Source organism: Oxobacter pfennigii (assembly GCF_001317355.1).
GTDB classification, from domain to species: domain Bacteria; phylum Bacillota; class Clostridia; order Clostridiales; family Oxobacteraceae; genus Oxobacter; species Oxobacter pfennigii.
The window spans coordinates 311,023-336,405 of sequence record NZ_LKET01000039.1 but is presented as its reverse complement, the minus strand read 5'-3'; the positions used below and the strand labels follow the sequence as shown (position 1 = coordinate 336,405).

The following is a 25,383-nucleotide window of genomic DNA, read 5'->3' as shown; positions in this document are numbered from 1 at the left end:
AGCACTCTAAACTTTAGAGTGCTAATAACTTATAAATATCATATTTTAATTTTAGTGTCAATATTATATGTTTAATTGGCCTATATTACATGGTGTCTTAACTTAATTAATTCTTTTGAGCCGGCTTGTTTCCGGAAAAAACTGCATGGACTATAAATGGAATTGCTACGGCAATAAGGGTTGCATATCCCAAATAAGAATATCCCACTTTTACCAGAGGAAGCAATCCAAACTGTGAAATACAAAAGGTCATCACAGTGAAAACAAGAGAAACCGCTATGCTGCGCTTCATATGCTTCGAAGCAGATGCTTTTTGGTCATTATCACGGTGTTCCAATGCATCTACCACCCTGGTAACAAGGCCGGCAATCATATTTACGCCAGTGGATACTGCCCCTAAAATGATGAGAATGGATATAATAGGCATCAATACTGCTGCTCCCACACCCTTTTGAACAAGGAGCAGCATAGGTACAGCCGTTTTTGCAAGCTCCTCATTATGAGCCACAGCCAGCAGGCCAAACACGGAGATAACCATACATACGGTATTCACAATAAATGTATAGATCATGCTTAAGTTAAGCTGTTTTTCATCGGTGAGGGGTTTCACATGCTGGTACATCAACCCGACAGAAGCAAGCTGAAAAAGGGCATAGACAACAGATGTCCACAATGCGCTTAAAAAGGAGCCGCTTTCTTTTGATCCAACGGGAAGAATACCCTCTCCCAAGCGGGCAATAGTATTTACGATTGTATCCCATTGTGCAATAATATTAGGAACCAGAACAACCAGCAAGCCGATAATAATCATCACCGACAGGGTTGATGCTGCTTTCCTTACAATATCCGTACCATACATAGCTATAACAAAAATGAAAACGCCTATCAAAAAAGTACAGACAAAATAAGGAAGGCCTGTCAATATGTTAAGTGTTGAGCCGCCTGTTGCAAATGCCACAGCCGGAGCCAGGCATATAAGCATAATGTAAACTACTTCATATAGGTTGGAAAATATATGGCGGTATTTACCGTAAAAGCTGTCCGAAAAGCTGCGGTAGTTATAGGTCTTATTCCTGAACGCGAACCTTAGCCCATACCAGAAAAACAAGGCCAGCAGAGCCTGGGCTATTATTGGCATAAACAGCGCCCATATTCCGTAATTGATGAAATATTGATATAACTGGGCTCCCGATGCGAAGCCTCCTCCGAATTGTGTGGTAAAGGCTACAAAGGCAATTCCTATTGCCAGGGGCATTTTATTCTTATCGATCATTTAAAACGTCCTCCTTTATGGTTTTTTCAAAAGTAATCAGCTTACCGGGATTGAGAATATTTTTTTCGTCAAAGGCCAGTTTAACGGACTGAAATAAACGGTACATTCTGTCTCCTATAAAATCCTCCAAAAATTCAAGACGTCCGTTTCCGATACCGTGTTCACCGGATAACTGGCCTCCCAGCTCTTTGGACAGTGCATATAGTTCCTTTAAGCAGGCCTTTGTATTGGATTTCCATTGTTTCTCCGACAGATGTTTATCCCTAAGCATCTCTGTATGGATATTTCCGTCTCCAGCATGTCCTACGGTCATAATACGAATTCCGTATTTTTTACCGATATTCTTTGCTGCTTTAACGAAGTCTGCAATCCTTGGGCGTGGCACCACAACATCGCATTCTTCCTGGGCAATGCTGTCGGCTTTCATCCCTTCAAGAACCGCAGCACGGACCGACCATACCGAGGCACTTCTCTCATCGGAATTGCATATAAGTGCATCCTGGGCTCCGGCTTCAATGCAAACTTTGGCTGCCTCATTGGTCATTTTCTCAATTTCCTCCCTGCTTACAGCATCAAACATCACAATCAAATAGGCATTGGCGCTGCGGTGAGGAAATGACTTATTAAGATGCCTTTCTATAATATCTAGAAGCTCTGTTTCCAAGAATTCTATAGCAGTTGGAATAAAGCTCATTTGCAAAAGCTTTGGGACCGTCTCAATACAGGTTTCAATCTCATCATAGGGTACCACAATAGACCATGTAAATTTCGGAGCGGGGATTAAGCGCAAGGTTACTTTTGTCAATATGCAAAGGGTGCCTTCGGAACCGATGACCAAATCCTTGAGGGCGTAACCCGTTGTGTTTTTAACTACATTAGATGAGAAATTCACAATTTCACCATCAGGCAATACAGCCTCAATAGCCCTTACATAATCCCTTGTCACACCGTAGCGTACGGCTCGCATGCCTCCGGCATTTGTGATAACTGTGCCTCCAATTGATGCAGTTCTCTCACCGGGATCCGGAGGATAAAAAAGTCCTGCTGACTTTGCAGCATCTGCCACTTCTGACAACAAAGCTCCCGGTTCAACGGTAATAGTGAGATTCTCATTATCTATCTCAAGAATTCTGTTCATTTTCATTAAGGAAAGCATTATGCCGCCGTATTTGCAGGTTGCGCCTCCTGCCAAGCCCGTCCCTGCACCTCTGGCAGTAACAGGGATGTTATTTTCATAGGAATACCTCATTATGGCGGAGACTTCTTCCTTACTGACTGCCTCAATGAAAAGATCCGGGACATATACGCCGTATTCCGGCATTTCATCATGAAAGTATTCTTCCTTTATGTCCTCCCTGCATACCATACGCCGAGAAGGAACCACTGTTTTAAAATATTTGATATCTTTCTCATTGATTTGATGATAAGGATATGGCATTACAATTCCTCCTTCTGTGCACGGATGCGCTCTAAAAATCGCGGTACAATCTCATACAGGTCATCCACAATGCAGTAATGGGCTATGTTGAAAATCAATGCATCGGGATTCACATCTATCGCAACAATACATTCTGAGTTTTTCATGCAGGATGCAAACTGAATAGACCCCGATACGCCGCAGGTGATTATAAGCTTAGGCTTGACGGTACGTCCGGATAAACCAATCTGATGGGCTGTGTCTCCATATCCTGCCTCTACCATAGGGCGGGTAAAGCACAATTGACCTCCCAAGCTTTCAGCCAGCTCTCTTAATAGCTTTAACCCCTTTTCATCCTTTACCCCGCGTCCGGCAACGACAAGGGCCTCTTCTTCCTCAATCTGCTTTTTCTTTTCCAGGGGTTTAACAGAGCATACCTTTATCCGGGATGCTGTCAAATCATCTGTAACTTTCATCCTCACAACCTCGCCGGAAAATCCGGGCACCGGCTTAGCAGCATCCATAACCTTATATCGCACTGTGGCAAACTGAGGTCTGGAATCTGTTATAAGAATTTGTGCCATAACATTTCCGCCAAAGGCCGGACGGATTTGAACAAGATCAGAATTTTCCCGCATCATAAGTTTAGTGCAGTCTGCCGTCAAGCCTGTATGAAAACGGGTTGATAATCTTGGTGCAAGAGAACGGCCTAATGATGTAGCGCCCAGCAAAACCACAGATGGTCTGAGCATTGCAATGCAATCAGTTACCGCAGCAGCAAAACTATCTGCCTTAAAGGCTTCAAACTCCTTATGCTCATAGATATAAACCTTTTTTACGCCGTAATCTGTTAGCTTTTGTGCATTTGCGGAAGTGCCCTGTGCTCCCACAATAACAGCATGTACATCATATCCTATATTCTGGGATAAGCGGCGGGCTTCACCGATTAACTCAAACACAACGGGATGAATATGTCCGTTTTCCTGTTCTGCATATACCAGGATATCCTTCCATTGGCTCTTATCCACAGTTCCGGCTTTCTGTTCAAAATATATGGCTTCCCTAGGGCATGTCCTAATACAAAGGCTGCACATCCTGCAGGCATCATTGGCCTCTATGCCTTTTTCACCCATGGTTAGTGCCTGGAAGGGACATTTATTGATGCATTCCCGGCACAGGTTACATTTTGCCTCATCAAAATGTATAAAGTTCATAAAATCCCCTCCCTATATCAATTTTCGTTTTTTAAGCAATTCAAACATCCGGTCTGACTTTTCAGCAGGAGTCCCATGGATATATTCCCTTACATCAGATACCTCCGGTGGAAACATCCGCTCTACAGCAGTGGGAGAGCCAATCAATCCAAAACACGACATGTTTTTATCGGGAAGAGCATCGCAGGAAAGAAAGCGGACTGACCTTTTTGCTGTTGCAAGCCCCAGCTTATAAGAAGGAAGCCGGGGTACGAAAATATCCTTTTCCACTGTAATCAGGCAAGGATATTTCATTTGGGATTGCTGAATGCAGCTGCCTGTTTTCTGAAGAACTGTAATTGCTTCCCCAGAAATATCTTCAATGCTGTTAACCCAGGCAACATGAGGGATTCCCAGGTGCTCTGCAATAGCCGGTCCAATTTGAGCGGTATCTCCATCAGTTGTCTGCTTTCCGCATATGATTAAATCTGCTCCGCCTAAACTGCGTATACCCTGAAAGAGAGTATAGGATGTTGCCAAAACATCAGAGCCTGCAAACTTTGGATCAGACAGGATTACAGCTTCGTCCACCCCCATCATATAAGCATCCCTCATCATTTCCTCCGCCTGCTTAGGGCCCATTGTCAAAGCAGTTACAATTCCTCCAGCCTTCTCCCGTATCCGTAAAGCAGCTTCCAGAGCAAAGAGATCATAGGGATTTGTTTTGGAATTGTGACCCGTACGTTTCAGGGTGCCCTTTTCCGGGTCCACTTCAATAGAAGCCGAATCCGGAACCTGCTTAATACAAACAATAATTTTCATCTTTATTACAACCTTTCATTTTAAGTCAATATTTTAACAAATAAAGGCATTAAAACTTGAAAATAGATAAAAAAATAAAACCGGATTATTTTTAAATTCGAATATTTTGGTTCGAATTTTTAATCCGATTATATCAAATAATTTTACAGATATCTACACTGCTAGTATTTTATAGAATAAATAAAAGATTCTTACAATTCAGCTTATTTGCTATATTGATTCCTTCCTCTCCATACTACGTCACGGTAGCACTCCGGGTCCGTATCTCCCTCGGTACTTATAAGGAGAATCTTTGAATTTTTATCAAGCTTAAGCTCTTTTCTGAAGGATTGGTATTTTGTATCTGTCATAATATAAGCCAAAAGCCCCGTAGTCACTGCTCCGGATTCACCGGACATTATTCTTTCATCCTGCCCCATTGGATTTCCCAATATCCTCATACCGTAAGCTGTTACAATATCTGCACAGGAGGCAAAATAAGCACTGTGATTTTTTATTATTTCAAAGGATATGGTATTAGGCTCGCCGCAGGCAAGCCCTGCCATCAAGGTAAGCATGTCCCCCTTTTTAAAACGAGCTTTTCCGTCATTGGCAAGGGCGGATAAATAAAAGCAGTCAGCCTGGTCTGATTCCACTATTACAACCATGGGTGGGTTTTCTTTATATACATTTGCATAGTAGCTCTGTATTGCGCTGGCAAAGGAGCCTACTCCCGCCTGCAAAAATATATGAGTAGGAGGGTAATCCATTTGTTCTTCTATTTCTAAAGCCATGGCGGAATAACCCTGCATAATCCAGGTTGGAATTTCCTCATAGCCTTTCCAGGCTGTATCCTGAACCACTATGCCATTGTTTTCTTTTGCCTGGTTATTCGTATAGCGCACCGTATCGTCATAATTCATTTCCGTTATGACGCATTGCGCTCCTGTATTCAAAATATTTTGCCGGCGCCTTTCTGTAGAACCCTTTGGCATATTTATCACCGCTTTATAGCCTAATTTTGATGCCATCCAGGCGACAGCCCTGCCGTGATTTCCGTCGGTTGCCGAATAAAATGTAATATCCCCTGTTTTTTTCTTGGTCTTCGGAGATTTAAGCTCTTCAAAAGTAACTTCACTTATATCCTTGCCTAAAGAAATGGATAGGTATTTTGCCATGGCAAAGCCGGCACCTGTGATTTTAAATGCATTTAAGTCAAAGCGCTTTGATTCATCCTTTACATAAATTTCGCCTACTCCAAAGTGCTGTGCCAGTGATTTTAGCTTCACAAGGGGTGTGATTTTATAGCCGGGTATTGTTTTATGAAAAGAGTATGCACATTTTGCATCATCCGCAGTTATATAGCAATCCACATTATTAAGCTGACTTTTAGGCATGGTGTTTTTAGCCCATTTTATTTCCATGACAATCCCCCCTATTTTTCTTCCTTGTTCTTTTTAGATTGCTTCTTTTCCTTTTTATATTCTTCTTTATATTCTTCATATTTTTTATTTTCAGCCACTCTGAACCGCACTATTTCTGCAACCAATTCAGCAGGCAGAGGTTTACTATAAGGAAATTGAATTGCTCCTTTTGAGTTTTTATATTCCGCTAATTTATCCAAAAAGTTCTCAACACCGCTGGCTCCGGGATAAAAACCCAAATGGCTTTTGTTGGCTGCAAAATGCACCAGATTTCCGTATAAATCATAGGTGGGCATCTGCCAGCTTATCTTTTCCTTTGCCTGGGGCGCATTTTCCCTTATTATCTGTCTTATAGCCTGAAGCTTTTCCTGTACATCCGGTGAAAATTGATTTATGTATTCATCAATGGTACTGATGATATTTTTATTTTCATCCATGGTTTTTCTCCCTTTTTTTTGGCTTTTTTTATTTAATAATATCAATTTTGCCCATAAAAGAAAATAGAATTACAAACGATGTTAATTTCAGTGCACTATAAACTATAAAAGGCTTTCGAAATTTACGAAAGCCTTTTATCTTTGTTATTTAGTGGCATTGGTTTTGAGGCAGGCAGCATACCCGCCGCCATTTTCTCGGTCCGGGCACATTCTCACGTCCTTTTAAAATAGCTTTAAGCATATGCCATTAACTATTTATACCATAACATTGTTTTGGCATATGTCAATAATTCAAGCAAAAGATTATTTTAATTAAAAAAGCTCCTGTTTTCAGGAACTTTTTATATTTTAGTTTACTTCAATTTTTTATTCACTTTCATAGAATATATCTTCCTCTTTTACACCTTTATCAATAAGGATGTTTATACTATCCTTTACCATATTTTTGGAGCCGCACATGTATGCCTGATATCCTGCTAAGTCCATATCCTTTAAAATATCAGTTACATGCCCCTTCCTATAGCCGCTATTCTTATCCCGGGAAACTACAGGTATATATTCAAATTTTTCATATTGCTCATCCAAAGCTTTAAAATAATCATGATACAGGAATTCTTCCTCATATCTTTGGCCATTCAAAAGTTTTACTTCAGATACCTCCGGATAATTTAACAATATATCCTTAGTTAGTGCAATAAAAGGGGTTATCCCTATGCCGTTTCCTATGAATACGGCTTTCTTAACTGCCGGCTTAAGAACCAGTTCATCTCCCATAGGTCCTTCCAATTCCACCATATCTCCTATTTTAAACTCTTCAAAAATCTTGCCTGTGCCATAGCCATTCTGTACCTTCTTTATTATAACGCTTAGCTTTGTACCATCTACATTATAGGATGAAATGGAATAGGCCCTGTATGCCTTTGGCTCATCCTGAATTTTGACCAGTATAAACTGCCCTGACTTATAATCCACTATTTCCGGGGACAGAAATGTGAAAGTATATTCTTTTACATCCTCGGCTAAATCTTTTATATCCGATATCTTCGCCCTTATTTTCTGTTTATTTTCGTAGCCTGAGATGGATGTTTTCTCTTTTAATTTTATAGCATCCCTTTCATATTCCAGTGAAAGTATTCCTGCAGGACAGTTTTCAACACAGGTGGAGCATTTAATGCAGTTAATATTATCAAACTGATTGTTATCCGAGAACTCTAAATAAGGTGTAAGCTGAAAAGGACACACCCTCGAACACTTACCGCAGGCATGGCATTTTTCTGTGCTTGATATAGTGATTTTCTTTTCAGTCTTTTTTGTTATTCCAATTTTCTTGCCAAGCTTATGTGACAGTTTCTCCATTGTTCCCATTGGGCAAAACTGGCACCAGGTTCTGGGGGCGAATAAAATGGCCAGTGTACCTCCGGCTATCAGTACTACCAGGTAAGTGTTGGCAAAGATAAATCCAAGTTTATCAAGAAAATCAAAAGTTCCCCAAAATGCTAAGGCTTTCAATATCTTTCTCGATAAGTTAAACATAAAGAACAGGAAGAAGAGAGTTATAAATATCTTGGATTTTATAAACTTAGGAATTTTAACATTCCTGCTTATAGGCATCATCAGTTTGTCAAAAAGGCTTCCATGAGGGCAAATATTGCCGCACCAGTATCTGCCGGTGAAAAAGGAAGTTGTCAGAAGACCGGCTATTACCAGCAATACAAGCAGGCCAAGTTTAGGTTCCCATAATCCGCCAATTGCCACGAGCAAGGTAAATACCCAGGCGTATTTTCTCATAGGAGTAAATGTCCGATTGGTTTTAATAAAATAATTATTTAAGCTTTCCATGCAAATGCCTCCTATAAAGCAAAAATCATATACCCCAAGGGGGTATATGAAAAGTATAATTTATACAGGTTAATTTGTAAAGTAAAAATTTAAAATTATTGATTATATTTTTATAATGCAATTCAAACTCTTTCAGCAGAAGATAATAAGAATTCACTTATTTTGTCCGATTTATTGATGATTGCATGCCCTGCTTCAGGCAAAATATTTATTTTTGCATGGGAGACTAAATTTCCTAATCGTTTTGCTGACTTTTCGGAATGAAATATTACATCCTTCCCGCCTACATACATTGTTACCGGCATAGCCAGCTTTCTTAATTCAGAGTCTTCAAATAAAGGCATCATTTCACGACGGTAATTGAAATTCTCACCGACAAGCTTTTGGTATTTTAAAAATTCTTCCGGAATATTTTCATCCATGTTGACCTTACGGAACAATTTGCTCACAACTTTTTCGCCTAAAATTCTATAAATTGTGGCATTTATGATGAATGAAATCTTTTGGGGACCAATACCTGCAGGACAGAGCAGCACAAGTTTATCCACCTTATCAGGATATCTTGTGGAAAATTTTATCGCCAGCCATGCGCCTAAGGACATACCTACAAGACTTGCTTTTTCTATTTTGAGAGCATTATAGACATCATATAGCCATTCTGCAAATGCATGGTCGCTAAAGGGCATCTGTTTTTCATCACTATGGCCGGGTTCGCCGGGTATATCTACCGCATAGACACGAAAATTCCTTGAATATTCCCTCGCATCTCCCATCCACATAACGGCATTCATGGCACTTCCATGAAGCAATATAAGAGGCGGAGCTTCCTTATCCCCTGAGGCAATGACAAAAGTTGAGCCATGGCGAGTATTCACATAAAATTTTTCGTTTGGAGATACCCAGTGCTGAAGAAATGAGTCATAGAATTTTATAACTTCAGCTTTCCCTTCCTGAGACTTAAAAGCGCGATTTATTTTCACTAAATTCCCCCTCCTAATCATGGGTTTAAAAGCCAGCCTTCTGCCTGCTCTTTGCTGCTGAATACCCTGAAGCTGTTTCCCTTGTTGGATTCAGCCAAGAAATCTTTGAATTTGCCTTTGATCCTTTGGTCATCTGTCATAACCACAGCTGCTCTCACAAAGTAATTTGAAAACTTCTGCAGCACGCTTCCTGCCAATCCGGTTTTAAGCTTGAAGAAATCATCAGATAGCACATCTCCATGAATCAGCACCATATCAGTCTGGTTTTCAAGACAGGCTGAAATTAAATCCAGGGCATTTTGCTCGCTTTGAATAGGCGTTTGTGCCGATGCACATTCAATATATTTATTACCATCCTTTACAGTCACTGTATAATCCATGCTGCTTGCCTCCTTATCTTCATTTCCCATTATTCCTCGCAGGTTTTTTACCCACTTAAGCTCATTCTCATAAGAAGAAATGATATTCTCATAAATCATATCCCATATTAATTCTTCTCTCTTGCTTCTTTTGGGCGAAAAAATACCTCTCCTGCGCATTTCCTGTTGGGAAAGTATTTGCATCTTTAACTCATATTCATACTGAGTCAATAATGTATTTAATTCATCGTTACTTAGCTGCTCAGACCAGGCAAGCTGTACTAAAAATGTCTTTTTAAATTCAGGCGCTTCATTGGAGGATTTTACCCATTCCTTCAATTCATCCAGCCCTTCTCGTGTTATTGTATAAACCTTTTTAGAAGGCGTGCTTTCCTGATGATGAACTTCATTTGTTAACAATCCTTCATTCAAAAGCTCAACAAGGGATTTATATATTTGATTGTTGTTTCCCGACCAGTGCATAAATGGTGAATCCTGAATTATTTTTTTTAAATCATAGCCTGTCATCGGGCCGCAGCTTAATATTCCTAATATTGCATATTTTATTGACATGTCTTCATCTCCTTTAATGTTAGGGGATACTCCTCTTCTTTATGGATATTCTTCTGAGGCAGCCAGAGTAATATTTTTCTTCGAGTATCATATGTTAATAATAACATATGATACTCATAAATTCAACTATATAAATTTAAAGCCGCCATATTTTTGATACTCCATTTCTCCGGTAATAACCTTATACCAAGAGATTATAGGCCTCTTCAGGATTAAGAGAAAAATATTTTATTCTAAAAATTAATGGATGAAAGACTTATAAATCTTTCATCCATTAATTTTGTAATTGATTCTGATAAGGATACAAAGCCTGCCCCGAAACACTAAATGTATTATTTCTTCCTAGCTGATATAATAAACATCATCGGCCTGCGAAGCTCATCTCTCATTCCATCAACAGTTCGAAGTAAATGCTCTGATGGCTGAGGTTCAACAACTCCGGTTATTTCAAAGCCTCCCTGTATCAAACCATTCAGGTATGTTGTAAGTGTTTTATGATACTTAATTACCTTTTCTCCAAGGAAATCAGCATCTCTTGGACCTTCAAAAAAGTAATTATCCACTGGAAAATGAAGGATATTTCCTTTATCATCATAATACCAATCCTGACTGCCATAAGCTGTAAAAATCGGATGCTCCACAGAAAAAATAAAGTTTCCGCCCTTTACAAGACAAACAGATACTTTCTCTACAATCTGCTCAAAAGATTCTATATAGTGAAAAGCCAACGAGCTGACTACTATGTCAAAAGAGTTTTCAATAAAAGAAATATCTTCAATTGGCATCTTAATATAACAAATTCTATGATCGGTTTTTTGTTTTGCTACAGTCAGCATTTTTTCTGATATGTCAACTCCTGTGACAGCCTTCGCACCCTTTTCAATTGCATATTGGCAATGCCAGCCGAATCCGCAGCCTAAATCCAGCACTCGTTTGCCTTTAAATTCAGGAAGCAGCTTTTGGAGGGTTTCCCATTCTCCTGCACCGGCAAGCCCTTTTATGGACCGGTTCATTTTACTGTATTTCCCAAAAAAAATAATGTCATCATATTTATTTTGTTTCAAGCTAATTCCTCCCATACAAATTATTTTTTACTTATTATTTGTATGGGCACCTGCAATCTTTTGGCCAATAATCATTAATATCACACCTTTATATTCTCATGAAATCTTAATCTGCATATTTTTTAATGTAAGTCACTCTTTAATATATGAGCAGCAATAATCCATGATTTTTTCTACAGAAATCTTAAAAGAACTGTTTGCAGGAATTTCAAAGCTTTGTCCTGCTTCATATTGTGACCAGGAGTCGCTTCCTTTCAGCAACACCTTTGCGGAGCCTGTCAAAACCTCCATTACTTCCTTATCTGCGGTGCCAAATTCATATGTACCTGGAAGTATGATTCCCAATGTCTTTTTTGTCCCATCTTCAAATAATACTGTGCGGCTGGTGACATTACCGTCAAAATACACATTTGCTTTTTTGACAATTGCTGCATTTTCAAACTTATCCACAAAGCACCTCCATACATAATATTATTAATACTATACCTATTTTTATAACATCATGCAAGGTACCGCATAACTTTCGTGCCGCTATCATTCCTTGGAATAAAAAATTGTGATAAAATTAATTATCATTAATTAAAGGAGGCCAAATTATGATAAATATCTTTGATTTTATATTACCTACCAAAATTAGGTATGGTAAAGGCATCATTGAGGTTTTAGGAGAAGAATTAAGATTATTAAATGCAAAAAAGGTAATGGTGATTACCGATAAAGGCCTTGCCAAAACAGATATGCTAAAAAAGCTTATATTTATTATCCAAAAGGAAGGAATAGATTTTGTAATATATGACGCCATTGAAGCAAATCCCAAGGATTATAACGTGGAAGACTGTGCAGCAAAGGCTAGAGAAATATCTGCCGATACCCTGGTAGCCTTTGGCGGAGGAAGCCCTATTGATGCTGCCAAGGCTGTTGCAGTTCTTGCAAAACAAGGCGGCAAGGTCAGGGATTATCAGGGAAAGGGCAAAATCAAAGATGACTGTCTTCCCCTATTAACAATTCCCACAACTGCAGGAACCGGGAGCGAGGTAACCTTTTCCTCAGTTATTACAGATACAAAGGAAAAATTTAAATTTACAATAAAAAGCACGGCTATAGCTGCAAAAACAGCAATTATAGACCCGGAGCTTACATTGACAGTTCCGCCTATGACAACAGCTGCAACAGGCATCGATGCCCTGACCCATGCGATAGAAGGCTACACGGCCAACTGCACAGAGCCTATAGCAGAAGCCGTAGGCCTATATGCGGTTGAATACATAGCAAAAAATATTGTAGAAGCAGTTAAAAACGGCAGCAATCTTGAAGCCAGGGATAAAATGATGATGGGAAGCCTCCTTGCAGGTCTATCCTTCAGCCACGCCGATGTAGCATCGGTTCACTGCATGGCTGAAGCCTTAGGAAGCATTTATGATGCTCCTCACGGCATGTGCAACTCCATATTGCTCCCTTATGTGATGGAATACAACTTGCCTGAAGCCGGGTATAAATATGCAAGAATTGCAAGAGCCATGGGAATAGATGAAGCAGACGACAATAAAGCTGCTGAAAAAGGAATAGAACATATAAAACAATTATCCCGTGAAATCGGATTGCCGGTAATTAAATCACTTAATGTAAATCCTGATGATTTTGAGCTGCTGGCTGAAATGTCGGTAAAGAACGGCTCCAACGCCAGCAATCCAAGATCTGTAACGAAGGAAGACTATGTTATGTTATTTAACAAGGCATATAATGATTAATTTTAATTTATAAAAATCGGCCACATTCCAAGAAAGAGGATGATGCGGCCGATTTTCGAATTCTTACGAAAAGGCTCCGCTAATGCTTCCGTAAGAGTTTCAACGCCTGCCGGCAAAAAGTCTGCGGACTAATTTCTGCATTTTATTTCTCAAAAGAATAGGAATCAATGCTCGATATAATTTTATTAAAATCCAGTATGGATACAACTTTATCTTCAATTATTGAAATTCCTGATATTATTCCATAATCATCACCAAAAACTGATGAATCGGGCTTTTTGATGGCATCTTGCGGAATCAGGTGCATTCCTATTACCTTATGTACGTGAAAGGCTGTCCTTTTCCCAAGGATTTCGGCAATTATAAATATATCTAATTCCTGTTGTTTTGATTTCCCGTGTTTTAAGTAAGCGGCAAGATCCACAACCGGCATAAGTTCGTTTCTGGGCGAAATTATCCCTTCCACATAGACGGGAGCCCTGGGCATAGGCTGAACAGCCCGGTATTGGAGCAGCTCGCTTACTATTGAAACAACAATGCCATACCTGTTGTCATCCAGGGCAAATTCCAATATTTGAACTTCATTGTTTTTTGTATTTCCTAAAAAACTCATCAATCACACCTCGATATTTTCTCATATCTAAAATGTTTCCATGGATATCTAACTGTTTTCTCTTTCAGGATTCTTATAGAAAGCCATTGATTGAAAACCGTCATTTTCATGTCTGAAATCCAGTTTGAATTTACCTACTTCTTCATGAAGGGTTGATGCCTGGGCAGACATCTCCTCACTGGTTGCAGAATTTTCTTCAGCCGTGGCAGCGTTGGTCTGTATAACAGAAGATACTTGCGAAAGACCTTGTTTAATCTGTTCTATAGCAACAGCCTGTTCTATAGATGCCTTTTCAACCTTATCTATGCTTTCAATGACCATTCTGGATTTTTCTTCAACATCATGGAGAATTTGCGCTGTCTGCAAAGTTATTTCCTTTCCTTTAGATACAGTAGCAACGGAAGTCTGTATTAAGTCTGCCGTATGTTTTGCAGCCTCCGCTGATTTTGCAGCCAGATTTCGGACCTCATCGGCTACCACTGCAAACCCTCTTCCTGACTCTCCAGCTCTTGCAGCTTCGATTGCCGCGTTCAATGCGAGAATATTTGTCTGAAAAGCTATATCCTCAATCACTTTAGTGATATTGGTAATTTCATTGGAAGAAGAGCTGATTTCTGACATAGCTTCTGTCAGCTGTTCCATGCGCTCGTTGCCGGCATTAACCCCTTCACCTGATTCTTCCACCAATTGTGTTGCTATCTTCACATTTCTTGAGTTTTCTTCGGCCTGCTCGGCTATACTTGCAATAGCAGCAGTCAATTCCTCAACTGACGCTGCCTGTTCACTGGACCCTGTAGCAAGATCCTGGGCACCGGCGGATACCTGGGCGGAACCGGCTGAAACCTGTTCAGCAGCTGTGTTTATGGTAAGCAATGTATGATTCAATTCTGAAACAGTATTTATCATAGCTTGTTTAATAGCTGCGAAATCACCTATGTAATCCATATTTATATTAATACACATATCTCCTTTGGACATAAGATTAAGCTTTTCCGAAATATCAGCAATATATGCCGAAAGAAAAGCGTTTGTCTTTTTGATGCTCTGTGCCATTCTGCCCATTTCATCACGGCTTTCATATTTAATGTTGACCTTCATATTGCCTTTTGCTATTTCATCATAAACATCCACAATTTCCCTAACGGGAGTCATGATAGACTTCCTGATCACAAAAATAACAATGACGGTGATAACTATAGCAGCTGCTGAAATTGAGAACAAAAGAATCCAGGCAAAAGCCTGCGCCTTATCGGCAGCTTCTTTCTGCACCTCGGATTTCTGCATTTCCACCTCGCTGAGCCTGTTGAATACCTCAGCCAGCTCTTCAACAATTGGCGCATACTCTTCCTCATAAAGTCTAAAAGCTTCGCCGGCAGCCTCTGCCGTATTGAGGTTGAGAAGCTGGGTGACTTTCTGTCTGGCAGATCCGGCTTTTTCAAGAAGCGTCTTTGCTGACTTTATCTCACCATCCATATCATTGTTTGCCCGGCCCTCTTCGAACGCCAATAAGTTTGCCTTCACGTTTTCAGCATCCGTTTGGGTCAGAGCTATTAATTCACCAATTTCGTCATCTGTATTTGCCTGCATAGCTTCAAGTAAATACCGTTCGATAGACATAGTATCACGGCGAATGTTCAATGCCCTAACTATTTGCGGAACTGTATATTCTCCATACATATCAACCTTCAGTCCAATTTGGATGATACTGAATGCCGATACTCCAACGGTTGCGATCATCAGAAGCAGTATAATGCCGAATCCGACAATCAATTTCATGCTTATTGATAAGTTTTTCATAGTACTTTAATTGCCTCCTTATTCTTTTGGTACTTTAACATTTTGCTTCAGTTGTATTTGGAATGGTAATTAGCATATATCCGGTATACCTTTTAACTTCTGCCATAGATGGTGAAATAAAAGTACTTATAAATGGTTCCCTGTCGGATATTGTAAAGTATTGTTGGCTTTTTTTCATGAGACTTTTAGGAGTATATTTATTAAATGCAGAACAGCAACATTGTGATAGCTAATTTATTTATTAAGGATCTGATTTTCAAAAAAATAACGTAAAATACTCTTTAAAAAACATTCAGAGCTTCTTATATATCAAAACCTCCTATACATATTACAAATATCGATTGTGTGAAAATACCCTGCCGTTATAAATAAACACAGCAGGGTATTTTTTAATTTATATACTCCTTTCAGGAGTATATTTGATATTTTATAAAAGCTCCATTTTGCTTAAATCAGACTTCGAATGAATGTCCAGTTTATAATATATATTCTGAAGAATAGTTTTAACAGTTTTTTCTGATATATAAAGCTTGCTTGCTATATCTTTTTTGCTATATCTGTCCCTGGCTAAAAGAGCTACTTCCCTTTCTCTTGGAGTCAGCGGCGATTGAGTTTGTTGAAGAAATTTCTTGATAATGTTTTTGCCATAAGCCTGCCGTTTGCAAAGTGTTATCAGCTCCAGGAAGCTGTTTCTATTTTCTGATGAGGTATGATTATAATTAGAAGATGCAAAAGATGCTTTGTGCATTTTTGTGTGGGGAGAGGATACGTGGTATGACTCATTTGAATTATTCATTGACTCCAAAAGGTCTTTCAGCGCCCCCCACTGCAAAGCAAAAGGCAGATAAATTCTGTCAGGTATGGCTAAATCGAGGGCTTCCTTGAAGTATTCAAGTGCTTCTTTGGCAGAACCGCTGTTTAGCTTTGCAATGGTCAAAAATATTAAATGATATACCTGAGAAAATATATAATTCATATTCTTACCGGCCTTCACAATGGTCTGTGATAATCCGCAAAGCTCTTTATACCTCATTTTATTAAGCAGAAAATAAGAGTAAAGTATTTGAAAATACGGAATGGCAGGAGCATACATTATCTTCTTTATACTCTCCATATCTTCAAAATATCTAGCAAATTTTTCTGCTGAGTCGAGTAATATATCAATAACTGAAAGACATAAATTCACCATGCGGACTACATAATATTCAGAGTCCTCTTTTGCATAATTTTGAATACTTTTTACTGCTGTTAAATAACCATTCACATCTCCTCTAAGAATAGCTATTCTGGCAAGGATTAATTCCGCACACAGGCATATACTGATTTGCTGTTCACTCCTGGCTTCGTATAATGCTTTATGACACAAAATTTCCGCCTTTTCATCTTCTCCGCGCATAAACATGACCTCAGCTTTCATAGCGGCGTCAGCACCGGTTCCCTGCCCGTATGTAAGCTCCAAATGATATGGCAGAAACTCTTCAATGTCTCTTAAAGCTTCGTCCAGCTTTCCAGGTTCACGCCAGAACAGGCACATTATAGATACACATCCAAAATTCCAAGGCATATCCTTCAAAATGATACTGCTTGGAGCATCTAAAATTTTAAGGGCTTCTCTTGCCCCTTCGCCCATCTTTTTTATATCATTGTGAGCAGTAAGAGACTTTAAGAGCAAGTACTCACCCTTAAGCCTTTTAAGTTCTTTTTGACTCAAATTGGCTTTATTAGTTTCAATTACGAAGTCAATCATGTCAAATAATATTCTCCCATTTTTTCCATTTCCCTTAAAAAGCATTATATAAGCAAACAAAAGAATGGCAAATGGATATTTATAAAGAATTCCCTCCGGGCATTTATCGATCAGTTCTGAAATAAGTCCCGATATGTCTTTTTCTCCCTGGTCAGTTATATATGTTCCGTCAAAAGGCAATGCCAATATGGCTTCATAATCTCTAACCTTCATAAAAAATTTTGCAGCGTTTAACAGTTGCAATTCACCGGCACAGCACCTTCCTGCAAGATGCAATATGAACTTCTGAAATTCCTCAGGCTGGTGTTGATAGAATTGATTTCTCAAATAACCCAGTAAAATACTGTGCATGGAATATATACTTTTATCCGGAAAAAACTTTATAAAATCATTTGAATTTAATAGATTTTTGATACTCTCCGGTAAAATATCTTTTTCAATCATGTGTGCTGCTTGTTTTGCTGTAAAGCTTTCTTTGACGGATATTATAAGCAGAAATTCTTTTTCTTCTGCTGTAAGCTTATCCCATACAGCTGTTTTCACCAACCGCTCAATATCTGCAGTATAGTTAAAAGAGCCGGTTTCCTTATAATTTATTATTTGCAGCCGTATAGCGGCTACCCAGCCTTCAGTACTTGAATAAACATGGTTAAGCATGCCATCAGTTAGGCGGATACCCTCCATGCGGAAAAGACTTTTTGTACTTTCCTTGTCAAAAAAAAGTACCGATGAGTCAATAGTGTGCACATTATCATTGTGAAATGTGATTTGCTTCTTTGTATTGAGATTCTGTGTAATAAATATCATATGGACATAGGGACATCTATGCATTGAAAAGGCGCTCATTAATTCATATGGAATTTCACAATTTACAAGTTGATAATTATCTATTACCAGGTATGTTTCTTTTTCGGAATAAAAATCCTTCAAGAGGTGCCTCACATACATCAAAGTTTCGGCAGTAGGCATTCCCAAACTTTTCAACCTGTCGGCAGCTTCAGCATTTACATTGGAAATCAGATCGCAAATACTTTCCCATGCCATATTCTCCTGCTCACCTAAACAAGTATACCAAAACTCATAGCTTTCCCCCGTAAGTTTTTGCTTTAAATACTCCCTCACAGCCGTAGTTTTTCCAAAACCTGACGGAGCTTCAATAACGGTTACAGGATGATATGATATTTGTTCAAGTTGTTGTTTTAACTTTTCAGAAAAATAATATATTTTTCGCTGGTTTAAATTCTTTTGCATATCATTTCCTCCAACCTGAATTGAAGAGGATGTTCTTTTATATCACACGGCATCCCGTTTAAAATCTATCGAAATTTTATAATTTTATTTATGCCCTCCGATTATTTAAAAAATATTCCTATATGAAGAAAGGTAAATTAATATATTTTTAACAAATATATTTAGATGCTTTTAGCCAAAATATTCATAAAATAACGTATTTTTCGACATTATAACATAAATTATAGGATTGTTTCAATTACTATAACATGTATAATTATAATAATTATACTCTTTTCAAATTACGATATATGATGAGGTGATTGAAATGTATGGTAAATTTGTCCGTGACAGAATTACCCAGCTGAGATTACAAAAAGGAGTGTCGGAATATCAAATGAGTCATGACTTAGGTCATAGCAGAGGTTATATATATAATATATCTTCCGGTAAATCCCTTCCGCCGTTAACTGAGTTTTTTGCCATATGCTCATATTTCGGTATTACTCCAGCCCAGTTTTTCGATGATAAGCAGAAAAATCCCGAGCTGATTCAAAAAGCTGTGGAAGGCTTAAAAAACTTGGATGACGGTGATGTCCTCATGATTTTAAGCTTAATTAACCGGTTGTTGAAAAAATAAATGGCTGTAAAATTACTTACATATCATGCAAATCACACAGTTCTTTTATCAATGAGCCATCGCATAAAGGTTGTAAGAGGGATACCTTCAATATTCATTTTGAAAGGACTTGATTTTATGTTTACCGTCGGTGTTGATATTGCTAAAAACAATCATTAGCAATAATTGACAACCGCTGTTTATTGTTATAAACTTTTTTAGCTTATAACAATAAACAGCGGTATGTAGGAAGGTTGATTTATGGAAAATAATTTGAAGTTATTCCGTGCTGAATGCCTATTTGCCTGTACTGTTCGGGGAAACGAGCCTTAATAAGACTTACCGCTCCGTATGTACTTTTGATAAATAAGATATGAGCAAGAACACCTGCTTATATCCTTATGGCATAATTATTTATTAAACGCAACTATATGCATATTCAAGCCTGTACTGTCTTTAAAAGGGTCATCGGCTATGGTCACAAAACCATACTCTAATCCTTGTCTTTCGGCAATGGCAAGACAAAGAGCATCATTGACAAACTTGTCTAAATGCGTTAGACTAAAATTGTCTAATGCCATTCGACTGGAGGTTGCTTTATGGAACAATATAAGTTAGGAGAAATGGAGCAAAGGTTAGCGGATTTAATTTGGGCTAACGAGCCCATAAGCTCCCGTACACTTACCGAGCTGTGCGCCGATGCCTTTAACTGGAAACGTACAACCACATATACAATGCTTAAACGACTGTGCGAAAGAAATATTTTTGAAAATCAGAACGGCACTGTTATAAGCTTAATGAGTAAAAATGAATTTCAGGCGGCACAGGGAGAACAATTTATAAAAGAAACCTTTGGCGGATCCCTTCCTAAATTTTTTGCTGCATTTACCCGCCGCAACAAGCTAAGTGACAAGGAAATTAATGAGCTTCAGCGATTGATTGATGAGCATAAGGAGGGATAAAGATGCTTGATAACTTGTTTGTGCAAATACTCAATATGAGCTATACCGCAAGCATCGCGATTTTATTTGTGATAGCTGCAAGGCTTGCGCTTAAAAAAGCACCCAAAATATTTTCCTATGCCTTATGGAGCGTTGTGCTGTTCAGGCTGGTATTTCCTTTCTCTTTTGAAAGCATGTTAAGCCTTATACCAAACAGCACTGCACCTATTCTAAGTGAAATTATGTATTCTCAAACTCCCCAGATAAATACGGGAATTAGCACTATTGATAATGTCATAAACTCCTCATTGCCTGCTCCAATAGCTGAAGCAAGTGTAAATCCTCTGCAAATATGGATTTTTATCGGAGAGATCATCTGGATTGCAGGTATAGCAAGCTTGATTTTATACAGCTTGATTTCACTTATCAATCTTAAAAACAGGCTTAAAGATTCGAAGCATGAAAAAGATAATGTTTATATAGCAAGGCATCTGGGTACGCCTTTTGTCTTGGGGATCATCCGGCCAAAAATTTATCTGCCGGCAAACTTATCAGAGGCAGAAAAAGAATACATCCTTTTGCACGAAAGGATCCACATAAAACGTTTCGACCATGTTATAAAGATGTTTAGCTTTCTGCTTCTTTGCATTCACTGGTTTAATCCTTTGGTATGGATTGCATTTTCTCTGTGCACAAAGGACATGGAAATGTCCTGTGACGAAGCGGTTATAAGGCGCCTAGGCAGTGATATTAAAAAGAGTTATTCTTCTTCATTGCTGGCCCTTACTTCAGGAAGGCGCATATTAAGCGGCGTTCCCCTTGCCTTCGGGGAGGTGGACACAAAAGGACGCATAAAAAACATACTCAATTTTAAAAAGCCGCAGTTTTGGGTCACAGTTATAGCCCTTATTGCTGTGTTTGGAATTTCTTTCAGCTTAATGGCAAACCCGAAGACTCAAACTTCCTTTAACGGTGCGACCTATAGAGTTGAAGAAATTATATACGACGCACCAAGGTATTCATTTGCGTATACTACAGATACGGCACCTGTTTTTACTATATCCTCAGACTATGTGCTTTTCAGCAAAGAACCTGCACAAACAGACTGGGTTATGCACAATAGCCTGTATAAGTATAATATAAAAAGGCAGGAATTGTATTCTCTTTTCCAGCCCCTTTTAAATAATGTACATGAAAAAATCGACCAGGCAAAATTAGTTTACAGGGCAGATACAAATGATCAAAATAACACTTTTTATCTCGTCATACAGTTAAAAAACGGGGATATACTGCTGGCACATGCGTATGATAGTCCATCCGATTCCAATATCCGCTCATTCAACCCCCATATCCGCTGGCTGTTCAAGCTTAAAAATATATCAGAAGTTTCAGTTGAAAGCTTGTGGAAATTGCGCACACCTTATGTGGGAAACAATTCTGCTGTTGGCGGTATTATAAATGAGCTGGTGATGCCTGACCACACAAACTATGACAGTTTTGAATTGCAGACAAGAAACCCGCCCTACAAAGTTACGGTAATTCTTAAAACCAACACCCAGGCTCTCGATTATTACACCGGCATTATGAACCAAAAGCCCTTTTTAATCAATGCATGCATAATGTTTTCACTGATTGAAAATGCAGATATTATAAATTTCACACTTTATGACGGTGTCTCTGAGCCTTACACTATAGAATATACCCGCGATTATGCAGAGTCTATTGCAGGCGCCGACCTCTGGGAAGAAAGCAAAACCTTTGGTAAATTCAAAGTGCTTTTAGACAGGATATCAGAGCATGTAGACAAAGCTATCCAGCCCATTGCTGAAGAAAAGAATGTTGGGAATTCTAATCAAATCCCCGACATAGAAGCAAAATCCTTTAATGATTACCCTGATTATTATCCTCCGGAGCAAGGTGAAGAAGATGGTATGTTTGTTGTTGTCCACGGAAAAGTACACGGCAGCACCTTAAATGTCTGGGAGAAGTTCCTTGCCTCTATAAAAAACAAGGAGTTTGCGGATATTACAATTTTGCAATATACAATAGAAGGTGATCCTATTTTTACCCATGTGATATATGATGTGGCCGGATATCAGGTTCTTACCGACTCCTCACGAGATAAATTTGCTGGTGAAGATGCAAAGAAAACACATATTAGCGAAGCACCACATCTTACAATTATAAATAATGAAGGCAGGACAACCATTTATCTGACTGAGAAAGAAAACCTCACATTGGAGCAGTTAAAAAGCGACAGTACAGAGAATGGACTTGTTCAGGCGGTAGTATCCTATAATAATTAATAAAAAACGCCGGTGTATACCATCGGCGTTTTTCAGGAATGGTCATCGAATACCTCCTTAAAGTGCATCACATTTTTATTTCTTTAAAATTGCTTCAGCAAATTCACGAACTTTTTCATTTTTATCTTCGCAAGCCTCTAGTATATATTGTTTATAGCTTTCCTTATAATTATTACTCATAAAATTCAATACATTTACCTTCCATTTCCATAAATCATCCGGTGTAAGATAAAAGAATTTAGGCTATATATTTTTTCTGTAAAAATCCTCTTCCATTTTCATAATGCTTTCCGGCGTCAGGTTAACTGTCTTTTCATCAATATCGTGATATTCATCCTCCTCGACCACTTCCCTTTATTCATAGGACATACATCCTGGCAGGCATCACGACCATAGTACCAGGGACCAAATTTTTGCTTAAAGGGTCCTTATCCAAATCCCGTCCTCCGAAAGTGGTGAGATATGAGACACAAGTTATAGGATTCATAGTATAGGAATCTGAAAGTGATCTAGCCGGGCAGGCCTTTATGCAATTGCTGCACCCTTCCGGGCATTTTGGCAGGTTTGTTGTTTCAACAAGTTCCATATCTCTGTCAGTAATCCAGGCCTCAATTTCCATCCATGAACCTTTTTCCGTATAAAAAAAATTATTTCTGCGTATTAATCCAAGGCCGGCTTTCATAGCTGCAAAGCGTAGCCCTACAGGTCCGAAGTTGCGATTGATGCAGTTTTTAACCCTTGCTCTCCAAAAAATGATCCATAGCAGCGCTTCTTTTGAATTCCTGAGTTTCCGCTTCAGCGCGCTCGTCAAAAATATAGTACTTGCCTATATGCCCTCTAATTGTTCAGGTATTTTATAATGCCCATAATGTGAAACAGCCACAACAACAGATTTTGCCCATTGATATTGTCTTTGAAGATCAGTCAGAGGCTTTGTCTCTGATAAAACATCTTTGAAGCAGGAACCTTATCCATCCTTTCTTTAAGCGCTTCGTCATAGCCCTCCAATTCCTTTATAGGAATGATTCCACACTTTTGATAGCCCAACTCATAAGCTTTTTCCTGAATTAATCTTTCAATACTCATGATTAATTATAACTATACAGCTCCCCTTATCTCTTCATATTAAATAATATTACGTTTAATTCAGATATTTGTTCAGATGGTCTATCATCAGTCCCCAGCCCTCTTTGGCATCCGGCATGTCACTCATTGTAAAGCCATGATCTGAGTTCTCAAAGCGTTTGTGGGTAGCATCCACACCAGCTGCAATGAGTAAGTCCCTAAAATCCTCTGCTTCTTTGCACAGGGAATCCATACCTGCCGTTATGATTAACGCTGGCGGGAACGTTTCCAGCTGTTCCTTGGATGCATACAGCGGAGAAATAAGCGGGTTTTTGCGTTCTTCCTTTTTGAGGCAGTAGCTGGCGTTGAAGAGCCTGAACATACTGGGGTTCAAGAAGGTCTCGGCAGCCCTCCCTCCCCCTTTGGGCTTTAAATATGGGTCAGTGTATATATCCATGGCTGGATAATCCAGGATGACGCATTTTATGTTCAACTCTTTTAAGCCCGCATTTTTAATACAGATGGCAGCAGTTAAATTTCCTCCGGCGCTGTGTCCGCCCACTGCGATATTGTCCTTGTCTATATTAAATTCTTCCGGATGCTCGCAGGCATACTTAATAACAGCATAACAATCATTCAGGGCTTGCGGAAAAGGTGACTCCGGGGCCAAGCTGTAGTCGATATTGAGAATTTTCGCATTGGCATTTATGGCCACATTCATCATATAAGGGTCGTCCATCTCCGGATTGCCTGAAATAAACCCTCCGGCATGGATATTCACAAACAAAGGCAGCTTATTGGGATTATCCAAATTATATGCCAGCACTCGAATCTTACCGACATTGGTATCGAGAAAAATCTCCTTGCCGACCGGCCTTTTTGATGGTGGCATTCCCGCCGATGAATTGGCAGCCATCTGCTTCATCATTCTGATTTCTTTAATTAGTTCTTCCCGGGTATAGATCTTTTCTTCAGGTATTCTATCCATCAAATCACTCCACCCTCTACTTATTTTTACAAATATTAATATATCAATATCTCCTTATCCTCCAATTCATCTGCTGTCTGAAAATGAGCAGTAAACCATCCAACTCAAAAAGAATGCATATATTGTTAACTTGCCACCTCCCAATAAGGATCATATAAACAATAGGAGGCTCAAAGCCATCACGGCCATCCCTGCAATCATTCCATAAATAGAAAGATGATGCTCTCCATATTCTCTTGCAGCCGGAAGCAGTTCATCAATACTAATATATACCATTATTCCTGCCACAGAAGCAAAAATAAAACCTAACATGGCATCATTGAAAAACTTTGCCAGAAGCAAATACCCTATAAGCCCCCCTATAGGTTCTGCCAATCCTGATAAGAATGATAATCTGAAGGCTTTTTTTCTGCTTCCTGTGGCATAGAATATGGGTACTGCAACAGCAATGCCTTCCGGAATATTATGAATGGCAATGGCAAATGCAATGGGTATTCCAAGCTTTGGATTACTTAGTGCAGCTGTGAATACCGCTATTCCTTCAGGGAAATTGTGAATTCCTATTGCCAATGCTGTGAATAATCCCATTCGCATTAAATTTGACTTATGCTCTTCACTTTTTCCATCCATTTCTTCTACTGTATGCACTTCGTGAGGGTTCTCTGAAGAAGGAATGAGTTTATCGATAATAGCAATAAACAATATACCGAAGAAAAAACTGCCTACTGCAGCCCATGTTCCATTCTTTACTCCAAGAACAGATATTAAAGTTTCTTTGGCTTTAGCAAGTATTTCAACAAAAGATACATAAACCATTACCCCTGCGGAAAAACCTAATGCTATAGATAAAAATTTTGTGCTTGTTTTATTTGTAAGCAACGAAAGGGCACTGCCTATTCCTGTGGAAAGACCTGCAAAAAGCGTTATGGAAAATGCAAATAGAACATTTGAAAATTCCAACTTAATCCC

General features: G+C 38.9%; 24 protein-coding genes. 5 read left to right on the top strand and 19 right to left on the bottom strand.

Annotated features, from left to right (window positions below; genetic code table 11):
• Positions 1-106: 106 nt before the first annotated feature.
• The 11 genes from OXPF_RS14870 to ppnP form a co-directional block, all read right to left on the bottom strand.
• Positions 107-1,273 (bottom strand): YkvI family membrane protein, encoded by a 1,167-nt coding sequence (locus OXPF_RS14870; protein ID WP_054876006.1) that lies wholly within the window; start codon positions 1,271-1,273, stop codon positions 107-109.
• On the bottom strand, positions 1,263-2,711 hold the full coding sequence (locus tag OXPF_RS14865) for an FAD-binding oxidoreductase (RefSeq protein WP_054876005.1): 1,449 nt from the start codon (positions 2,709-2,711) through the stop codon (positions 1,263-1,265). The genes OXPF_RS14870 and OXPF_RS14865 overlap by 11 nt, the downstream gene beginning before the upstream one ends.
• Positions 2,711-3,904 (bottom strand): electron transfer flavoprotein subunit alpha, encoded by a 1,194-nt coding sequence (locus OXPF_RS14860; RefSeq protein WP_054876004.1) that lies wholly within the window; start codon positions 3,902-3,904, stop codon positions 2,711-2,713. Before OXPF_RS14860 ends, OXPF_RS14865 begins: the two co-directional genes overlap by 1 nt.
• A gap of 12 nt (positions 3,905-3,916) precedes the next feature.
• Positions 3,917-4,705 carry an electron transfer flavoprotein subunit beta/FixA family protein gene (locus OXPF_RS14855; RefSeq protein WP_054876003.1) on the bottom strand — a complete coding sequence of 263 codons (789 nt, stop codon included), beginning with the start codon at positions 4,703-4,705 and terminating at the stop codon, positions 3,917-3,919.
• Between the two features lie 203 nt (positions 4,706-4,908).
• Positions 4,909-6,114 (bottom strand): diaminopropionate ammonia-lyase, encoded by a 1,206-nt coding sequence (gene dpaL, locus OXPF_RS14850; protein WP_152967777.1) that lies wholly within the window; start codon positions 6,112-6,114, stop codon positions 4,909-4,911.
• 5 nt (positions 6,115-6,119) lie between these two features.
• Entirely contained in the window at positions 6,120-6,545 is a 426-nt protein-coding gene (locus OXPF_RS14845; protein WP_054876001.1) for an iron chaperone, read from the bottom strand.
• A 366-nt stretch (positions 6,546-6,911) separates the two neighbouring features.
• Positions 6,912-8,384: a 4Fe-4S binding protein gene (locus OXPF_RS14840; protein WP_054876000.1), complete on the bottom strand. Its 1,473-nt coding sequence runs from the start codon at positions 8,382-8,384 to the stop codon at positions 6,912-6,914.
• 122 nt (positions 8,385-8,506) lie between these two features.
• Entirely contained in the window at positions 8,507-9,364 is an 858-nt protein-coding gene (locus OXPF_RS14835; protein ID WP_054875999.1) for an alpha/beta fold hydrolase, read from the bottom strand.
• Between the two features lie 17 nt (positions 9,365-9,381).
• Positions 9,382-10,296, bottom strand: coding sequence for a PadR family transcriptional regulator (locus tag OXPF_RS14830; protein WP_054875998.1), 915 nt, complete (start codon positions 10,294-10,296; stop codon positions 9,382-9,384).
• Between the two features lie 332 nt (positions 10,297-10,628).
• Positions 10,629-11,360: a class I SAM-dependent methyltransferase gene (locus OXPF_RS14825; protein ID WP_054875997.1), complete on the bottom strand. Its 732-nt coding sequence runs from the start codon at positions 11,358-11,360 to the stop codon at positions 10,629-10,631.
• Between the two features lie 132 nt (positions 11,361-11,492).
• Positions 11,493-11,810, bottom strand: a complete 318-nt coding sequence (ppnP, locus tag OXPF_RS14820) for a pyrimidine/purine nucleoside phosphorylase (protein ID WP_054875996.1) — start codon at positions 11,808-11,810, stop codon at positions 11,493-11,495.
• A 146-nt stretch (positions 11,811-11,956) separates the two neighbouring features.
• Between ppnP and OXPF_RS14815 the strand changes: the two genes are divergently transcribed.
• Positions 11,957-13,108: an iron-containing alcohol dehydrogenase gene (locus OXPF_RS14815; protein WP_054875995.1), complete on the top strand. Its 1,152-nt coding sequence runs from the start codon at positions 11,957-11,959 to the stop codon at positions 13,106-13,108.
• Positions 13,109-13,250: 142 nt separating this feature from the next.
• Here the strand turns inward: OXPF_RS14815 and OXPF_RS14810 are convergent, their stop codons facing one another.
• From OXPF_RS14810 to OXPF_RS14800, 3 genes are all read right to left on the bottom strand, one after another.
• Positions 13,251-13,721, bottom strand: a complete 471-nt coding sequence (locus OXPF_RS14810) for a chemotaxis protein CheW (RefSeq protein WP_054875994.1) — start codon at positions 13,719-13,721, stop codon at positions 13,251-13,253.
• Between the two features lie 48 nt (positions 13,722-13,769).
• A complete protein-coding gene (locus OXPF_RS14805) occupies positions 13,770-15,518 on the bottom strand; it encodes a methyl-accepting chemotaxis protein (protein ID WP_054875993.1) in 1,749 nt (582 codons plus the stop codon).
• Between the two features lie 427 nt (positions 15,519-15,945).
• Positions 15,946-18,516 carry a LuxR C-terminal-related transcriptional regulator gene (locus OXPF_RS14800; protein WP_054875992.1) on the bottom strand — a complete coding sequence of 857 codons (2,571 nt, stop codon included), beginning with the start codon at positions 18,514-18,516 and terminating at the stop codon, positions 15,946-15,948.
• A 307-nt stretch (positions 18,517-18,823) separates the two neighbouring features.
• Here OXPF_RS14800 and OXPF_RS14795 point away from each other — a divergent pair, with 307 nt between their 5' ends.
• The gene (locus OXPF_RS14795) at positions 18,824-19,135 is read left to right on the top strand and encodes a helix-turn-helix domain-containing protein (protein WP_054875991.1); all 312 of its coding nucleotides are present in this window, start codon (positions 18,824-18,826) and stop codon (positions 19,133-19,135) included.
• The gene (locus tag OXPF_RS22575) at positions 19,136-19,294 is read left to right on the top strand and encodes a hypothetical protein (RefSeq protein WP_160317232.1); all 159 of its coding nucleotides are present in this window, start codon (positions 19,136-19,138) and stop codon (positions 19,292-19,294) included.
• 230 nt (positions 19,295-19,524) lie between these two features.
• Here OXPF_RS22575 and OXPF_RS22570 read toward each other — a convergent pair whose 3' ends face one another.
• Positions 19,525-19,695: a hypothetical protein gene (locus OXPF_RS22570; RefSeq protein WP_160317231.1), complete on the bottom strand. Its 171-nt coding sequence runs from the start codon at positions 19,693-19,695 to the stop codon at positions 19,525-19,527.
• A gap of 18 nt (positions 19,696-19,713) precedes the next feature.
• On the opposite strand from OXPF_RS22570, the gene OXPF_RS14790 reads away from it, so the two are divergent.
• The gene (locus tag OXPF_RS14790; protein WP_054875990.1) at positions 19,714-20,076 is read left to right on the top strand and encodes a BlaI/MecI/CopY family transcriptional regulator; all 363 of its coding nucleotides are present in this window, start codon (positions 19,714-19,716) and stop codon (positions 20,074-20,076) included.
• Between the two features lie 2 nt (positions 20,077-20,078).
• Positions 20,079-22,361: a M56 family metallopeptidase gene (locus OXPF_RS14785; protein ID WP_054875989.1), complete on the top strand. Its 2,283-nt coding sequence runs from the start codon at positions 20,079-20,081 to the stop codon at positions 22,359-22,361.
• Between the two features lie 358 nt (positions 22,362-22,719).
• On the opposite strand, the gene OXPF_RS23535 is transcribed toward OXPF_RS14785, so the two are convergent.
• From OXPF_RS23535 to zupT, 4 genes are all read right to left on the bottom strand, one after another.
• The gene (locus OXPF_RS23535; protein WP_341442645.1) at positions 22,720-23,172 is read right to left on the bottom strand and encodes a hypothetical protein; all 453 of its coding nucleotides are present in this window, start codon (positions 23,170-23,172) and stop codon (positions 22,720-22,722) included.
• Between the two features lie 113 nt (positions 23,173-23,285).
• The gene (locus tag OXPF_RS23530; protein WP_341442643.1) at positions 23,286-23,447 is read right to left on the bottom strand and encodes a hypothetical protein; all 162 of its coding nucleotides are present in this window, start codon (positions 23,445-23,447) and stop codon (positions 23,286-23,288) included.
• Between the two features lie 55 nt (positions 23,448-23,502).
• Positions 23,503-24,414: an alpha/beta hydrolase gene (locus OXPF_RS14775; protein WP_054875988.1), complete on the bottom strand. Its 912-nt coding sequence runs from the start codon at positions 24,412-24,414 to the stop codon at positions 23,503-23,505.
• 150 nt (positions 24,415-24,564) lie between these two features.
• Positions 24,565-25,374 (bottom strand): zinc transporter ZupT, encoded by an 810-nt coding sequence (zupT, locus tag OXPF_RS14770; protein WP_054875987.1) that lies wholly within the window; start codon positions 25,372-25,374, stop codon positions 24,565-24,567.
• Positions 25,375-25,383: the final 9 nt, after the last annotated feature.

What these genes read in the sequence shown, in the direction of transcription:
- OXPF_RS14845 (WP_054876001.1), bottom strand. Translation starts at nt 6,545, where the DNA reads ATGGATGAAAATAAAAATATCATCAGTACCATTGATGAATACATAAAT.
- OXPF_RS14815 (WP_054875995.1), top strand. Translation starts at nt 11,957, where the DNA reads ATGATAAATATCTTTGATTTTATATTACCTACCAAAATTAGGTATGGT.
- OXPF_RS14810 (WP_054875994.1), bottom strand. Translation starts at nt 13,721, where the DNA reads ATGAGTTTTTTAGGAAATACAAAAAACAATGAAGTTCAAATATTGGAA.
- OXPF_RS14795 (WP_054875991.1), top strand. Translation starts at nt 18,824, where the DNA reads ATGTATGGTAAATTTGTCCGTGACAGAATTACCCAGCTGAGATTACAA.
- OXPF_RS14775 (WP_054875988.1), bottom strand. Translation starts at nt 24,414, where the DNA reads ATGGATAGAATACCTGAAGAAAAGATCTATACCCGGGAAGAACTAATT.
- OXPF_RS23530 (WP_341442643.1), bottom strand. Translation starts at nt 23,447, where the DNA reads ATGAGTATTGAAAGATTAATTCAGGAAAAAGCTTATGAGTTGGGCTAT.
- OXPF_RS14790 (WP_054875990.1), top strand. Translation starts at nt 19,714, where the DNA reads ATGGAACAATATAAGTTAGGAGAAATGGAGCAAAGGTTAGCGGATTTA.
- OXPF_RS14855 (WP_054876003.1), bottom strand. Translation starts at nt 4,705, where the DNA reads ATGAAAATTATTGTTTGTATTAAGCAGGTTCCGGATTCGGCTTCTATT.
- OXPF_RS14785 (WP_054875989.1), top strand. Translation starts at nt 20,079, where the DNA reads ATGCTTGATAACTTGTTTGTGCAAATACTCAATATGAGCTATACCGCA.
- OXPF_RS14865 (WP_054876005.1), bottom strand. Translation starts at nt 2,711, where the DNA reads ATGCCATATCCTTATCATCAAATCAATGAGAAAGATATCAAATATTTT.
- OXPF_RS14840 (WP_054876000.1), bottom strand. Translation starts at nt 8,384, where the DNA reads ATGGAAAGCTTAAATAATTATTTTATTAAAACCAATCGGACATTTACT.
- OXPF_RS14805 (WP_054875993.1), bottom strand. Translation starts at nt 15,518, where the DNA reads ATGAAAAACTTATCAATAAGCATGAAATTGATTGTCGGATTCGGCATT.
- OXPF_RS22570 (WP_160317231.1), bottom strand. Translation starts at nt 19,695, where the DNA reads ATGGCATTAGACAATTTTAGTCTAACGCATTTAGACAAGTTTGTCAAT.
- OXPF_RS14830 (WP_054875998.1), bottom strand. Translation starts at nt 10,296, where the DNA reads ATGTCAATAAAATATGCAATATTAGGAATATTAAGCTGCGGCCCGATG.
- OXPF_RS22575 (WP_160317232.1), top strand. Translation starts at nt 19,136, where the DNA reads ATGGCTGTAAAATTACTTACATATCATGCAAATCACACAGTTCTTTTA.
- OXPF_RS14800 (WP_054875992.1), bottom strand. Translation starts at nt 18,516, where the DNA reads ATGCAAAAGAATTTAAACCAGCGAAAAATATATTATTTTTCTGAAAAG.
- OXPF_RS14860 (WP_054876004.1), bottom strand. Translation starts at nt 3,904, where the DNA reads ATGAACTTTATACATTTTGATGAGGCAAAATGTAACCTGTGCCGGGAA.
- OXPF_RS14870 (WP_054876006.1), bottom strand. Translation starts at nt 1,273, where the DNA reads ATGATCGATAAGAATAAAATGCCCCTGGCAATAGGAATTGCCTTTGTA.